This window comes from Escherichia sp. E10V10, assembly GCF_004211985.1.
In the GTDB taxonomy this organism is placed as follows: Bacteria; Pseudomonadota; Gammaproteobacteria; order Enterobacterales; family Enterobacteriaceae; genus Escherichia.
On record NZ_RHJO01000032.1, the window covers coordinates 1 to 12,310 of the forward strand.

The 12,310-nt window shown below is 44.9% G+C and carries 20 protein-coding genes and 1 pseudogene; 6 read left to right on the forward strand and 15 right to left on the reverse strand.

Features of this window, described 5'->3' with window-relative positions; genetic code table 11:
* Positions 1-32: 32 nt before the first annotated feature.
* On the reverse strand, positions 33-359 hold the full coding sequence (locus D9736_RS21845; protein ID WP_001120497.1) for a phage holin, lambda family: 327 nt from the start codon (positions 357-359) through the stop codon (positions 33-35).
* 295 nt (positions 360-654) lie between these two features.
* Here D9736_RS21845 and D9736_RS21850 point away from each other — a divergent pair, with 295 nt between their 5' ends.
* Positions 655-1,524, forward strand: coding sequence for a hypothetical protein (locus D9736_RS21850; protein ID WP_021570437.1), 870 nt, complete (start codon positions 655-657; stop codon positions 1,522-1,524).
* A 262-nt stretch (positions 1,525-1,786) separates the two neighbouring features.
* Positions 1,787-2,209 carry a hypothetical protein gene (locus tag D9736_RS21855; protein WP_024241392.1) on the forward strand — a complete coding sequence of 141 codons (423 nt, stop codon included), beginning with the start codon at positions 1,787-1,789 and terminating at the stop codon, positions 2,207-2,209.
* 23 nt (positions 2,210-2,232) lie between these two features.
* On the opposite strand, the gene D9736_RS21860 is transcribed toward D9736_RS21855, so the two are convergent.
* The 7 genes and pseudogenes from D9736_RS21860 to D9736_RS21885 all read right to left on the reverse strand — a co-directional run bounded on the left by D9736_RS21860 (position 2,233) and on the right by D9736_RS21885 (position 4,082).
* Positions 2,233-2,601 (reverse strand): antiterminator Q family protein, encoded by a 369-nt coding sequence (locus D9736_RS21860; protein ID WP_130259159.1) that lies wholly within the window; start codon positions 2,599-2,601, stop codon positions 2,233-2,235.
* 50 nt (positions 2,602-2,651) lie between these two features.
* Positions 2,652-2,720, reverse strand: a pseudogene (locus D9736_RS23675) (hypothetical protein); the annotation flags it as partial.
* The gene (gene rusA / locus D9736_RS21865; RefSeq protein ID WP_105484699.1) at positions 2,717-3,079 is read right to left on the reverse strand and encodes a crossover junction endodeoxyribonuclease RusA; all 363 of its coding nucleotides are present in this window, start codon (positions 3,077-3,079) and stop codon (positions 2,717-2,719) included. The gene rusA and the pseudogene D9736_RS23675, both read right to left, overlap by 4 nt.
* A complete protein-coding gene (locus D9736_RS21870; protein WP_000774479.1) occupies positions 3,076-3,366 on the reverse strand; it encodes a DUF1364 domain-containing protein in 291 nt (96 codons plus the stop codon). The genes rusA and D9736_RS21870 overlap by 4 nt, the downstream gene beginning before the upstream one ends.
* Entirely contained in the window at positions 3,359-3,529 is a 171-nt protein-coding gene (locus D9736_RS21875; RefSeq protein ID WP_000224915.1) for a protein NinE from lambdoid prophage DLP12, read from the reverse strand. The genes D9736_RS21870 and D9736_RS21875 overlap by 8 nt, the downstream gene beginning before the upstream one ends.
* Positions 3,529-3,984 (reverse strand): DNA base-flipping protein YbcN, encoded by a 456-nt coding sequence (gene ybcN, locus D9736_RS21880; RefSeq protein ID WP_001053009.1) that lies wholly within the window; start codon positions 3,982-3,984, stop codon positions 3,529-3,531. The genes D9736_RS21875 and ybcN overlap by 1 nt, the downstream gene beginning before the upstream one ends.
* Positions 3,981-4,082: a hypothetical protein gene (locus D9736_RS21885; RefSeq protein ID WP_130259160.1), complete on the reverse strand. Its 102-nt coding sequence runs from the start codon at positions 4,080-4,082 to the stop codon at positions 3,981-3,983. The genes ybcN and D9736_RS21885 overlap by 4 nt, the downstream gene beginning before the upstream one ends.
* Before the next feature lie 413 nt (positions 4,083-4,495).
* Here D9736_RS21885 and D9736_RS21890 point away from each other — a divergent pair, with 413 nt between their 5' ends.
* Positions 4,496-5,173: a hypothetical protein gene (locus tag D9736_RS21890; protein ID WP_130210688.1), complete on the forward strand. Its 678-nt coding sequence runs from the start codon at positions 4,496-4,498 to the stop codon at positions 5,171-5,173.
* Between the two features lie 279 nt (positions 5,174-5,452).
* On the opposite strand, the gene D9736_RS21895 is transcribed toward D9736_RS21890, so the two are convergent.
* From D9736_RS21895 to D9736_RS21920, 7 genes are all read right to left on the reverse strand, one after another.
* Positions 5,453-6,058 carry a P22AR C-terminal domain-containing protein gene (locus D9736_RS21895; RefSeq protein WP_130259161.1) on the reverse strand — a complete coding sequence of 202 codons (606 nt, stop codon included), beginning with the start codon at positions 6,056-6,058 and terminating at the stop codon, positions 5,453-5,455.
* A gap of 21 nt (positions 6,059-6,079) precedes the next feature.
* Entirely contained in the window at positions 6,080-6,187 is a 108-nt protein-coding gene (locus tag D9736_RS23680; RefSeq protein WP_215629063.1) for an ash family protein, read from the reverse strand.
* Positions 6,188-6,333: 146 nt separating this feature from the next.
* A complete protein-coding gene (locus D9736_RS21900) occupies positions 6,334-6,633 on the reverse strand; it encodes a protein ren (protein ID WP_130216499.1) in 300 nt (99 codons plus the stop codon).
* Positions 6,630-7,331, reverse strand: a complete 702-nt coding sequence (locus D9736_RS21905; protein WP_130259162.1) for a replication protein P — start codon at positions 7,329-7,331, stop codon at positions 6,630-6,632. Before D9736_RS21905 ends, D9736_RS21900 begins: the two co-directional genes overlap by 4 nt.
* On the reverse strand, positions 7,328-8,347 hold the full coding sequence (locus D9736_RS21910; protein ID WP_205712933.1) for a replication protein: 1,020 nt from the start codon (positions 8,345-8,347) through the stop codon (positions 7,328-7,330). The genes D9736_RS21905 and D9736_RS21910 overlap by 4 nt, the downstream gene beginning before the upstream one ends.
* A complete protein-coding gene (locus D9736_RS21915; RefSeq protein ID WP_001400028.1) occupies positions 8,344-8,883 on the reverse strand; it encodes a toxin YdaT domain-containing protein in 540 nt (179 codons plus the stop codon). Before D9736_RS21915 ends, D9736_RS21910 begins: the two co-directional genes overlap by 4 nt.
* 30 nt (positions 8,884-8,913) lie before the next feature.
* Positions 8,914-9,141, reverse strand: a complete 228-nt coding sequence (locus tag D9736_RS21920) for a helix-turn-helix domain-containing protein (RefSeq protein WP_000184665.1) — start codon at positions 9,139-9,141, stop codon at positions 8,914-8,916.
* Between the two features lie 110 nt (positions 9,142-9,251).
* Here D9736_RS21920 and D9736_RS21925 point away from each other — a divergent pair, with 110 nt between their 5' ends.
* From D9736_RS21925 to D9736_RS21935, 3 genes are all read left to right on the forward strand, one after another.
* Positions 9,252-9,944: a helix-turn-helix transcriptional regulator gene (locus tag D9736_RS21925; protein ID WP_000712396.1), complete on the forward strand. Its 693-nt coding sequence runs from the start codon at positions 9,252-9,254 to the stop codon at positions 9,942-9,944.
* A gap of 129 nt (positions 9,945-10,073) precedes the next feature.
* Entirely contained in the window at positions 10,074-11,213 is a 1,140-nt protein-coding gene (locus tag D9736_RS21930) for an ImmA/IrrE family metallo-endopeptidase (RefSeq protein WP_000741702.1), read from the forward strand.
* Complete coding sequence (locus D9736_RS21935) at positions 11,210-11,722, forward strand: DUF4411 family protein (protein WP_016244337.1); 513 nt, start codon at positions 11,210-11,212, stop codon at positions 11,720-11,722. The genes D9736_RS21930 and D9736_RS21935 overlap by 4 nt, the downstream gene beginning before the upstream one ends.
* Positions 11,723-12,310 lie beyond the last annotated feature (588 nt).

A 12,310-nucleotide genomic window follows, 5' to 3' on the forward strand; every position in this document is an offset into this window, starting at 1 on the left:
GCTTTACGCTGGGAATTTAGTGCCTGCATGAATTACTCCTTCGAGCTACCAAATTTGTTACCGATTACTCGCATTGCAGCCCCACGAATAGCATCGACACCGATCAGCCCAACGCCGCCACCAATGGCAACAGAAAGTGATTTAGGCCATCCGACATACTCAAGAGCGGATGCAAAAGTCAGCGTCAGAGCGCCACAGAGTAGAATTTCGAGTGTTTTTCGCTTCCAGCCGCCACCACCGCCAAAATAGGCAATACGTAAACCAGCCATAACAATCGACATAATCACTGCGCCCAGCGGTGTGTCTCCACGCCACCAGCTCTGGACCAACTCCAGCCAGGTATTTGGGTTATGAGGCATTTGTAGTTATCTCTCACCTCGCTGATACAGCAGGTGCAAATTGAGGGAACATCATGTACCGCAAATCAGAAGCGGAAACGTCAAAGAAGCCGAGCCAATGGATAACTGCGGGATAGACCAGACTCAACGAATCCCCAGGCCCAGAAACGACAAAACCCGCTCGACGGCGGGTTTAAGCTGTGTGGCGAAGTAACCACTCTTAACACAGTAACGCAATTTTTGCGGACCGCGATAATGTTTTTTATACCAAAAAAAGGTATTTTATGGAAAAAAATCAAGACATAGCGAGCAAAGAGTGACTAAAACAACTTCTTTTCAGATCTTCTACGATGCAGAGGATAACGAATTAGCACAGCATAAAATTGATGCCAAAACATTAAGCATCTCCATAGGTTCGATGGCAGATTTAATATCAGCAGCTGATAAAAGACTTAATGACGGCCAACAAACCGTTAAGTTAATGGTTACTAATCCAGCAGAAGCGGGATCACTCGGCGTATCCTATACCATGATGGAGCTTGTTCCTCATGCCGTCGACGTCGCAAAAGTGATTGGCCTAACAGGGATAGCCGGGGCTGCTATTGGAGCTCCAGCATTATCACTAATCCGCCAACTGGGCAGCAAGAAAGTAATTTCGGTAACAAAACGGGCAGGAACAGAAGAATCTGTTCTTGAACTTGAAGGGGAAGAAATTGTTTGCCATGACTCAGTGGCTAAGTTAGTAACAGATCCTGAAGTCCGTGATGCCCTTGTGAATGTAGTTCGTGCACCATTAGACGGCAAACAAGGTGCAGTATTTAAGGTGCTAAATGATGAAGGCGAAGAAGTCGTTCGTCTTGAAGGAAGTGAAACCGAAGAGATCAAACCGCTGCCTAGAGGTACACTACTTGAAAAAGAAGAGTCTGTAGAAGAAGTCAATGTTAGATTCGTACAGATCAACTTCGAGGGTACAAAGGGTTGGAGAATCGATTATTTAGGCGAGGAGCATGCTGTTACCTTTGAAGATCAGTTGTTTATACACCAAGTTCAAAATGGAATCATCAGTTTTACAAAAGAAGATTTGTTTGTTGTTGAGCTAAAAACTATAAAAACTTTCACTGCGCGAAATGCCACAACCAAGTATGCTATAACCAAAGTAAAACGAAAACGCCCTGCTGAGGCTTGACAAAAGTGACACTGAACATGCAGATAGCACAACTGATCTTCTGGATAGGGGTGATAATGATCATCCCTGCCTTTAGTCGTTTTTGCTATTCAGCGTCAGCCTTGCTTTGGCGTCGACTATTCCCTACAAAAGTCTTCGAATTCCGATATCACGATGAAGAATCCGGAGTGACCAAGACGCTAGTAATAAAAGTTCCAAGTAAAAAGGGAAAAATGCTAACAACCCTCATTGAAGAGGCAATTGCGGAGAATTCAAAACGAAAATGAATTCTCAAACTAAAGGTCTAAGCACAGGAAAAGCTACCCTTTCAACTGGTGGTTGGGGAGCAATTCTAAGTGTTCTTGTTAGCGCGATTTTAACCGACCCTAATAGCGTGTGGCGAACTGTAGCCTACGCATTAGTACCGGGTGTTGCGGCAACTTTAACTTACGTCATGAATTGGTTTATTTCGAGGCATGGTTTCGAATCTCCAGAAGACGCAGCCAAAAGAGCAAAATGCAAGCGTGATTTGGCTGAGATTGAGAAGCAGTTACGATCTGACCACTTAAGTCCTGAAATAAAATCAACATTGATGCAGGCTAAAGCAAGAACAATCGAAATTTTGGTATCAATCGGAAGGGAATCTATACTCGAAACATCTGCGCGTAACATTACACCATCAGAAACTGCCGATCCGCAAAGCTGAGCGGCAGTTTCTATTCTGGTAGTCTATTGGTCCATTTCCAGACAAAGATCAAGCATTGAGAGACAGCCTTCAACAAAACCCTCAGCCATCTGTATCTCAATGCGTATTAGTTTCTCATCCTTTTTACGAGCTTTGGCGAGCTTTCTTTTAGAGATACCGTATAGGTAATGGGCAACAAGAAGCGAATGTTCGTCTGGCCTTTTTTGCTTTAGACGAGCAAGACAACCTTCAATAATTAATGCATCACTATCTGAACAAGCCTGACGTGTTTTGCTTGTATAGGGAAGAAGCCCCTTAAACCCAGCAGCTATAGGCGAATAGTCTACTCCTGAACTATCACTCGCCGCCCATGCACCCCAACGCTCAAGAATCATCTGAATATCACGCATCAACTTTCCCCACAAAAATCAGGCTAGCACGCCAATTGCCAGCAAAAATCAATAAAACGATATAAGCGCAGGCGCACCCAGCGGCGGCGAAGACGTTCTGTCATATAAGACTCAAACATCATTCATCTCCCAGTTCAGTGATGGTCAGCTCCAGCTTTCCACCCTTGGTAACGGGCATCTTCACAACGCGATAATCAACGACCTGAGCATCATCCAGCCAGAAACCTGCTTTGGTGAGTGCGTCAAAAGCGGCCTTTTGCAGATTATCCAGGTCACGGCGACGGCGATCCGGCATGTGGCACTCAATACGGATTTTCACTGGCATAGCCAGGCCGATATCCAGCATGGAGCCTTTGATGATTCGGGCGACGTTATCGCGGTATGCCTGCCCTTCTGCGCTGATGTGCGTGCGCCCGCGATTATGGCGGTAGTAGCGGTTATTGCTCGGCGGCCAGGGTAGTGTGATGTAGTAAGTATTCACGCCTTAATTACCCCCTCTTTCAGCCAGATAACCTGCGTTCTCGCCATACCTTCCAGCGCGCATTCTTTTGCATATCCAGCGTCAACAAAATGCGTGCGACGGTCGATCTCGTCGTGACAGGCAGAACATGCAATGGTGGCAATAAGGTCTGGCGGTTTAATACCGGTGCCGCACAATCCAGCTAGCCGGATATGTGCCAGTACAGACGTTTCAGGGTTGCCATTACATACGCCAGGGATTCTTACCTGGCATTCCCGACCACGCGCTGCTTTTCTCAAATCAGCCATGACTCCTCCTTGCTGCCAGTCGCAACCATTTTTTATCAACCAGGCTGGCGGTATACCCGAGCAGTGTTGGTATTTCGGATGGTTTCAGCTCAGGCTTACGCTTACGACGATTTGGTACTCTGTAGATGTGTCCGTTCATGACACGAATAAGCGGTGTAGCCATTACGCCTCCTGCTTGTCGCGCAGCAGCTGGAACTCGCAGCTCTGCGGAATAGTCAGGTGGCAGCCAATATTCATCGCCCAGGCTTCAACCTTACACAGGAAGACATACATCTCTCCGGTATCAAGATCGGAGGTATGGCGTAACGACTGGATCGTAGTGATTTCGCCGGTTACGACATCAACCAGGTCCTTGGTTTCATAACCGAGGTATGTGTGTTTGAGAGCATCTTTTACCCATGCTGCGGTAGCGAACGATTTCCCCCTGCTGATGAGGTATTCACTGATTTCGCTGTACCACATGTGGCTGAGTGCATTCTGGGAAAGACTGCGTTTCTCACGCCACGGTTTAAGCACCATGCGAAAGCATTTTCCGTCCTCCAGATAAGGCTGGATCTGCTGACCGATAGCGGTGAAGTTGCCGCGATGTAATTTGATGCCGTCTTGTGGGAGGTTCACGCTTCACCTCCGCAGAGGTCAAACGTTGGATGCAAAAAATCGCAGGTGCATTTCTGCAACTGTGAAGGGAGAAGAGAGTTTGGATTGTGTGTGCGCATAAACGTCCCCGTTTAGCGCAGAAGTCACCGGAGGTGTTCAGGCTCCGATGACATGATTATGGCGAGTTGATTATGGAAAATCAATTGAAGATGAAATTCAACAATGCCCCATGGTGCTATGGCGCTCAATTAATTATATAACTTCAGAGAAAACTGATAACCCATTGATGATCACATTAGCTCAGACTAAGAAGACTGACAACGGGGACGAACATGAACAGCAACGCCTGACATAGGTAAATCTCAAAAGCGAATCATATAATCCTTACCCCATCACTCAGAGACATCGCATAATAACATTCATACCACTATATAACCTCCAAATAACAACAACAATTCATTGGTTGCATTAATATCAGCGTGTTCCGTTGTTCAGGAATAAAACTTTTTATTTAACAAACAAAGAGAGTTCAATGATGAGCAAAATTACAGGCGTGTTAGTTGATAGCCATATCTATGATATTAAAAATGATATGGAGAGTGGTTACTGTTTCCCTAACAGTTTGTTCCCAGGAGCAACCTTCAAGATGGTCATTGATAATGACCCTATTAATAATGACAAGGTAAAATGGACCTGTAGCACTAATGCAGACAATAATGTTCTGGCGGTTAGCCAGGATGGCACAGTAACTTTTCCGGGCGTAGATGAAAAGTGCGTTGGGAAGATTTTTGTCATTTTCGCCACTGATAAATCAACAAACAAATCTGCCGGCATCTATGTTTTTATTGTGAAGCGTTTTTTCAAATACAGCATTGAACTTTATAACTCAGTTAAAGATATTTTACCGTGGATTGAAAACATGAACGGGAATTTTCCTGAGGCACGTGACATCTATAGTTACGATTATGATAACTATAGTGGACCGCATATTATCAATCGAGAAGTTAACGCAGGGCTTTACCAGGAATGGGGCACGTTATCTAATAGTGGATGGGACGCAAGTTGTGAGCTTGAGGGTATTTGTAGCATTTACGCTTTTGATAAAGACAATAATACTTATTATTGCCTGCGTGATTATGGAGAAATAGAGTGTATTGATCGTTTTTGCGTCGCTCAGGCAGTTGCATCCTACGGAGAATCCATCGACTGATTGTGTTTTTTTCAACTATCATTTGCATTATTACAGCGTAAAGATTCACTGAAATTATAAAATTTAACTTGCGCAAAACCACCCGTTCAGCGGGTGGTTCTCATTTTTATCCACTATGTATATGAAGCTTAAAAAAATAAACGGACTTAAGCGATCCTTTTTATATTGCTACAAACAATTAATTCTCGACACCTAATAACTAAAGCCCCGCCCCCATATACCGCCAATACCCGTTTCATAACAAAATGCTGGTGACATTTCTCACCGGAAACTTTATTGCTACTGCTCAGAACGCAAATGCGGCAATACTCGGCTCCACTTATCATCCTGCCACGGCTGGAATCTTACATGTGCCGTTTCTCTGGCAAGGATTTCGCGCGCCTTATGTAGTATCTGGGGATATTCTTGCTCAATAGAAGTAAAGCGACCGGCTTCGCGATGCTCCGCAACCTGAAGAAGTGGAGTAATATTCTGGCAGGCGGTTAACATCACATCCCCTGCTCGCCATAACCAGGCGAGTGTGCAAAGTTCGTTATCAGTGAATTGTTTTGTGATTGGGGATTGTTGAACTTCTCGATCGAGAATATCCAGAACCCAGCGGCGGAATTCTTTGGCTACAGGAGTGCGGGCGAACATAGCGATCAAATGGGCACCACGGAGGGAGAAAATGCGTATTGTTTTCTGGTAGTTCCCTGAGACACTCAAATTGAGGGTCTCAGTCATATCTGCCCTAAATTCATCGGAATTTCGATCGTAGATCTGAGTTACGGCATCAGATTTTTTATATCCGAGAGCTTGAGCAATCTCAACGGCAGTAAGCCAGATACTGTTGTTGTGTTTAACAGGATGGAATTTTGTTTGATGAAAGACTAGTTGTGTGCTCATGATGATTACCTATAAATCAAGTTAACCACCACCGCTGACGCCAATCAGTTTGGTGGTGAGACATGTAGGGTTGGCGTAACCGGGGTAATCAACCGGCCCGACCGAAGTCGGCCCTACACGCCCCACCATAATTCAGATGTGCGTATGCTTACGACAATAAAAAACACGCTCGCGGCGTGTAGTAGTCGCGATTACCTTATCCGGGACGCCAATCCCGTGTGCCGATTTTGCGGCAACGCACAGAATATAGCGCCAGATATTAGTTATCGTCAACCTCACTGATTTCCTCCCCCCGCCGCATAAACAAATAAAACCCGCTTCATCGCGGCACTCTGGCGACACTCCTTGAAAATCAGATTCGTGCTCACCTTTCCTTCCCGTTCTTCCCTGGTAGCGAACCGGTAATACACCGTTCGCCAGACCTTACCATCAATGACTAAGATTCCTGCCCGCGCCATTTTAGCCGCAGCCTGATTTATGCTGGTTACTGTTGCGCCTGTTACCTCAGCAACGTCCTGCGCACAGAAGCTCTTATGCGTCCCCAGGTAATGAATAATTGCTTCTTTTCCCGTCATACACTGGCTCCTTTCAGTCCGAACTTAGCTTTAATTTCTGCGATCTTCGCCAGAGCCTGTGCACGATTTAGAGGTCTACCGCCCATGACAGGAAGTTGTTTTACTGGTTCAGGTATAGCCTCACCACGGTTAATTCGCGCGGTCATACAGGCCAGTTCATCGGCAGCCTTGCGCCGTAATTCCGCATCAGTAAGCGCATTGGCCCGCATGTTCTGGTACAGGTTGGTAACCAGCCAGTAGTGCGCGTTTGATTTCCACGGATAAGACTCTGCATCTGGATACAGGCCACGCTTCCGGCAATACTCATAAACCATATCAACCAGCTCGCTGACGTTTGGCAGCCCGGCGTTAACGGATGCTTCTTCCCGGCACCAGGCGACAAACTGCCCGGGTGATGGCAGGAATGGTCGATTCTGCCGACGGGCTACGCGCATTCCAGCGTTAACCTGTTCCATCGTGGTGATCCCATTTTCCCGGAAAGCCAGAACCCACTGGCGGCGGATTTCGTTCAGTTCGTTCTGGTCACGGTTAGCCAGGCTCGCCGGGAAAGTTGCCAGTAACTGGCTGAACACACCATTGATAATCTGCGCTACCTGCTGTACCTGCGGCTTTTCGTCGTACTGTTCCGGCATGTTATTGGCGATCCGGCGCATCTGCTCACGGTCAAAATTAACCATCTGTGCGGCGATGTTTTTCATAGCTCCACCCCGTAAATCCAGTCAGTGTTCGTCAGGTCGAGTTTTGGTTTTCCGGCTGTCACGCCAGCCTGTTGCTTGTTACGGTTGATTTCGAGTTGGGTCCACTTGTCGCGGAGTTTGGCCGGACTTAGCACGTTACCGGACCAGAAGTTGTCCTGGCATGCCCAGCGGAACAGCACGCACATGTCGCGGTGGTTACGTCCGTCACGTTCACGCATCAGGCGGATATCGTTAGCCCACCCTGCAAAATTCGGTTTTCTGGCTGATGGCGCGATGGTCTTCACCATGTCAAACATCCACTCTGCGGCGGTCAGGTCTTCTGCTGTCCCCCACTTGCTGCCGCTCTGAATCGCAGCATCCGGTTTCACCACAGGAAGGTCGTTTTCTGGCTGGTCAGAGGATTCGCCAGAATTCTCGGACGAATAAGGTTTTATATTGTCTTTTGTTAGTTTGTCTTTTGTGTTTACCTGATTCGGGTAAACGTCTTTACCTGATTTGGGTAAACTTTTTTTACCTGATTCAGGTAAATTTACCTCTTTCAGGTAAACTTTATTTTTCTTACCTGATTCGGGTAATGTTGACCATTCACTGACCACATTATTAATGCCGGTATTCCGCCCGCTCTGAATAAAAATCCCACGCTTTACCAGAACACTTTTTGCAGCAGAACACTTGTGCGGCAATATCCCGGTTAACTCGGAAAGTTGCTCGTTGCTCACCCAATCCATTTTTTTATTAAAGCCATATGTTTTGCGCATGACAGCCAGGAAGACCAGAAGCTGGTGCTGTGTTAATCCAGCCAGCATCACAGCTTCCAGCAACTCATTTGCAATGCGCGTATAACCATCATCGAGATCTGCCACGCGCGGCTCCTTTTGTGCCGCATCCGGCACTGGAAAATTGAATATCTCAGCAGTGTTTGCCATAATTCCTCCCGCAATGAGTGTGTTACGATTTGCACCTGAAAGTCGGTTCTGTTCCCGCAGACCGACTTTCGCCATTTTTGAACCTGTCATATTGCCCCCAGCATGGTGGTGACCATCGCCATCAATGGACCAGCCAGATCCGGGTCCACTCGAAACATCGACACAATGCCTTCACTCATCTCCTTCAGTTTCTGGTGGCGTGGTGCGTTGAGAATGACAGCCTGTTTTGCCTCACTGAGTTCCTTTTCCATTTCAGCCAACCTAGCCATAAAGCTATCCTGCTCAACCAGGTAACCGCGATATTCCAGCGGTAGTACCGCCAGAATTGCCGGGGTCAGTTCACGCACGTTATTTCGGTATTTTTCAGAATCGAATTTGTTATCGAGGAAGCGGAACAGCTTCTGGCGTGCACGGCTGACATCATCAGGGAAATCGATGGTGCCGCCGCCCTGCTCCCGATACTCATTCACAATGAGTGCGGCAACAACATCCTGATTATCTGCAGCCGACCAGGCGCGGACGGCATCACGGATTTTTTCGTGGCCTGGAGCTTGTTTTGTTTGAGAACGATTTATCACCGCAGTCGGGCTAAATCCGCTAGTCTGTTGGTATGTAAGTGGTTGCATAGTCATTGCCTTATCAGTTAACGCCGCAGTTTAGGCGGCAGAATTACTCGCGTTAAACAATGGTGCGAGGTCGGGACGAATATCTGCTGGTTTAATCTTTCCACCAGTGGCTGAGACAATTTTCATTACATAGCGGGCATCAATTCCGCCACCGTGTAGCCAACGCCAAACAGTGGGTTGGGCTACACCGCATAGATCTGCCAGTCGTTTTTGACTACCTGTAATACTGATTGCGAGTTGAATGGTTTGATTTGTCATTATCAATTCCTATTGGTATTGCAATGAATAAATAATAGCAATGCGTATTAATCATAACAATAGCAAAACGTGTTTTGACCATCAATACGCAAGCGTATAAATTAAAACTTATGAAAAAAGAAACTCTTGCTGATCGCTTAAACCTAGCGATGGAACAATCTGGAATGTCTCAAGGCGCTCTTGCAAAGGCGTCTGGCGTAGCTCAACCCACAATCTGGAGACTGACAAGCGGCAACGCGCGCGGCTCAACAAAAATTGTTGAAATAGCTAATGCATTGGGTGTTCGAACAGAGTGGCTCTCATCAGGCATAGGCCCGATGAGAAATGACGGTCAACAATTAGGGAAGCCTACTGCCAACCATCCCAAATACTTCAAGATTGACGTTCTTGATATAGAAGTGAGTGCCGGGCCGGGAGTCATCAACCGTGAGTTTGTAGAAGTTCTACGCTCGGTTGAGTACTCGTTTGACGATGCTCGTCACATGTTCGATGGCAGGAAGGCAGAAAATATCCGCATCATTAACGTACGCGGTGACAGCATGTCAGGAACGATCGAACCAGGTGATCTTCTGTTCGTTGATATCACTGTTAAATCTTTCGACGGTGATGGTATCTATGCGTTTCTGTATGACGACACCGCCCATGTAAAGCGCCTGCAAATGATGAAGGATAAGCTGCTGGTTATCTCTGATAACAAGAGCTACTCACCGTGGGACCCGATCGAGAAAGACGAGATGAACCGCGTGTTCATCTTCGGGAAAGTCATCGGGAGCATGCCGCAGACATATAGAAAGCATGGGTAGAAATCAGAACAAAATTATGCACTTCGCTTTTCAGCTTACTGTAGTAAGGCAATAAATTAGGCTTGACGTTAGCTATCAGGTGCACAACAATAATTGTTGAATAATAGGTTTTTTTAACTAGGTGATAACATGGCAGCGGTTGAATTTCAATTGTCTAGGAAGATGATTGATTGGATAGCAAATTCTCAAGGAGTTTCTATCGAAACTCTTGCTGACCAAGTCATGCCCAAAAAGATTAATAAATTTCTTAACGGAGTGGTAAGTAAATCCGCAGCAGAAAAACTGGCAAAAATTGGAGGAATCCCTTTCGGTTTTTTATTTCTTGAAACGCCACCAACTCCAGCCAAACCCAAGATCCCTGACTTAAGGCAAGCTATAAATAGCCGTGAGTTAGGAAAAGATTTTTTTGATGTTTACTATGATATAGAATATAAACTTGAGTGGTACAAAGACTATTTAAGAGAAAATGGTAATGATGATCCACTCGATTTTATTGGTAAATTTAAATTTAATAGAAAATTAAATTATAAGGTTGTTGCTACAGACATAGCAAACACAATACATTTTGATATACAAAAAGAGATAAAAAATGTCACTTTTGAGAGCTATTTTTCTAAAGTGGCAAAACTAATAGAAGACACTGGCGTATTAGTTTTCAAGAATGGTGTTGTGGGTAATAATAATAAAAGAAAACTTGACACGCGAGAGTTTCGTGGTTTCTGTATATCTGATAGCGTTGCTCCGATCATTTTTGTAAATAGCTCGGACGCGTTATCTGCGCAGGTATTTACATTATTTCATGAGGTGGCTCATCTTTGGCTTGGAGTCGATGGAGTCTCTGGGTGGGACACAGAAAAAAACATAGAATCTTTTTGTAATAAAGTTGCTGCTGAAATCTTAATGCCTGATAATCTCTTCAAATCTTTCTGGCTTAATGCATCCAGCGATAATAATTATTATCGAGTAAAAGAGGTTTCTAAGTTATTTAAGGTTAGTGATTTCGCTTGTGCAATCAAAGCGTTACAATTAGATTTGATAGAAAGAAACACTTTGGAGATAATTAAAGATCAAGCTTACAATAAGCCCAAAAAAGAATCTAATGGTGGTTCTTTCTTTAACACATTACCTGTTCGTAACAGTCCAAAACTTACGAATATAATAATTTCCAAAGCAATGTCTCAACAATTACCATTAAGGGAAGCAGGCGTACTGCTAAATGTAAAAGCAGATACAGTTGTTGAATTTTATAAAAAACGAGAATCTCTATGATTCATAATGGAAAATTCTTAATTGATAGTAATGTCTTCATAGAGGCAAAAAACTTTGCATATAACTTCAATTATTGCAAAATATTTTGGGATTTTCTTCTCGCTTTACACATGAATGGTCTGATTTATAGCATTAATGCTGTAAAAAAAGAACTATGTGCAAAAGATGATCCATTGTGTAAATGGATTAAAGAAGAGTTACCATCATCATTCTTCGAAGATGAGCATAGTTCAATAGAAAATTATGCAAAGTTAATAAATTGGTCAACTAAATTAGATGTTACCGAAAAGGCAAAGTTTGATTTTGCAAGCCATGAAAAAGCAGATGCTTTTTTAATAGCCCATGCGATGACACATGGATATACTATTATTACCCATGAGAAACCATCCGGTGGCAAACCTAAAAAAAGAATAATGATCCCGGATGCTGCTGCTTCTCACGGCGTTAAGACATTAACACTATATGAATTTCTTCCAAGATACGCTAGTCATAATTTTTCTTTGAAATAAAACGTCCCGGCCACCGTGCCGGGTTTTCTTTTGTCCCCTCCCCTCATCACACAAACCGTTCGAAAAACCACCACAACCTCCCTTCAGTTATCGCTATGCGATGCAAGTCACAAAATTAATTCTTTTTGCTATCAAACAGTTAATATCAAAACACATCAATCAATAGCAATAAGTATTGATACCACCAATAGCAATAGCTATTATTACCATGTCGCAACAACACAACGATACGGCAACCACCTGATTCACCGTTGCGATGACCGCTTAGATCCGCAGCTTGAATTTCGGCAGGCTCCGGGGAGTGCGAGGGGTGAAACGGACGCGTGAACGTCGGTGTGACCAGCTGAAATCAACTCAACACCTCATACCTCAGTCGCTTCAACGAGGCGGCTTAGTTATGACAACCGGCGGCCATCCACCGCCTGAATACGCGCAGAAGTCTCTATATGTTCAGCAGCCCAGCTTACGGGCAGGAGTTTTTATGGTTCATCAACATTACGGAACGCAGACCGTTAATCGCGGCGCGGTCATGCCAGGAATGCTGGTCAAACACAAAGATGGTACCTGTGTAAATAGACCCGTTTTAGT

What these genes read in the sequence shown, in the direction of transcription:
- D9736_RS21930 (WP_000741702.1), top strand. Translation starts at nt 10,074, where the DNA reads ATGGCAGCGGTTGAATTTCAATTGTCTAGGAAGATGATTGATTGGATA.
- D9736_RS21920 (WP_000184665.1), bottom strand. Translation starts at nt 9,141, where the DNA reads ATGACAAATCAAACCATTCAACTCGCAATCAGTATTACAGGTAGTCAA.
- D9736_RS21885 (WP_130259160.1), bottom strand. Translation starts at nt 4,082, where the DNA reads ATGCGCACACACAATCCAAACTCTCTTCTCCCTTCACAGTTGCAGAAA.
- D9736_RS21895 (WP_130259161.1), bottom strand. Translation starts at nt 6,058, where the DNA reads ATGAGCACACAACTAGTCTTTCATCAAACAAAATTCCATCCTGTTAAA.
- D9736_RS21845 (WP_001120497.1), bottom strand. Translation starts at nt 359, where the DNA reads ATGCCTCATAACCCAAATACCTGGCTGGAGTTGGTCCAGAGCTGGTGG.
- D9736_RS21910 (WP_205712933.1), bottom strand. Translation starts at nt 8,347, where the DNA reads ATGACAGGTTCAAAAATGGCGAAAGTCGGTCTGCGGGAACAGAACCGA.
- D9736_RS21890 (WP_130210688.1), top strand. Translation starts at nt 4,496, where the DNA reads ATGATGAGCAAAATTACAGGCGTGTTAGTTGATAGCCATATCTATGAT.
- D9736_RS21875 (WP_000224915.1), bottom strand. Translation starts at nt 3,529, where the DNA reads ATGGCTACACCGCTTATTCGTGTCATGAACGGACACATCTACAGAGTA.
- D9736_RS21935 (WP_016244337.1), top strand. Translation starts at nt 11,210, where the DNA reads ATGATTCATAATGGAAAATTCTTAATTGATAGTAATGTCTTCATAGAG.
- D9736_RS21870 (WP_000774479.1), bottom strand. Translation starts at nt 3,366, where the DNA reads ATGGCTGATTTGAGAAAAGCAGCGCGTGGTCGGGAATGCCAGGTAAGA.
- D9736_RS21915 (WP_001400028.1), bottom strand. Translation starts at nt 8,883, where the DNA reads ATGCAACCACTTACATACCAACAGACTAGCGGATTTAGCCCGACTGCG.
- D9736_RS21900 (WP_130216499.1), bottom strand. Translation starts at nt 6,633, where the DNA reads ATGACGGGAAAAGAAGCAATTATTCATTACCTGGGGACGCATAAGAGC.
- D9736_RS21905 (WP_130259162.1), bottom strand. Translation starts at nt 7,331, where the DNA reads ATGAAAAACATCGCCGCACAGATGGTTAATTTTGACCGTGAGCAGATG.
- D9736_RS23680 (WP_215629063.1), bottom strand. Translation starts at nt 6,187, where the DNA reads ATGGTGGGGCGTGTAGGGCCGACTTCGGTCGGGCCGGTTGATTACCCC.
- D9736_RS21855 (WP_024241392.1), top strand. Translation starts at nt 1,787, where the DNA reads ATGAATTCTCAAACTAAAGGTCTAAGCACAGGAAAAGCTACCCTTTCA.
- D9736_RS21925 (WP_000712396.1), top strand. Translation starts at nt 9,252, where the DNA reads ATGAAAAAAGAAACTCTTGCTGATCGCTTAAACCTAGCGATGGAACAA.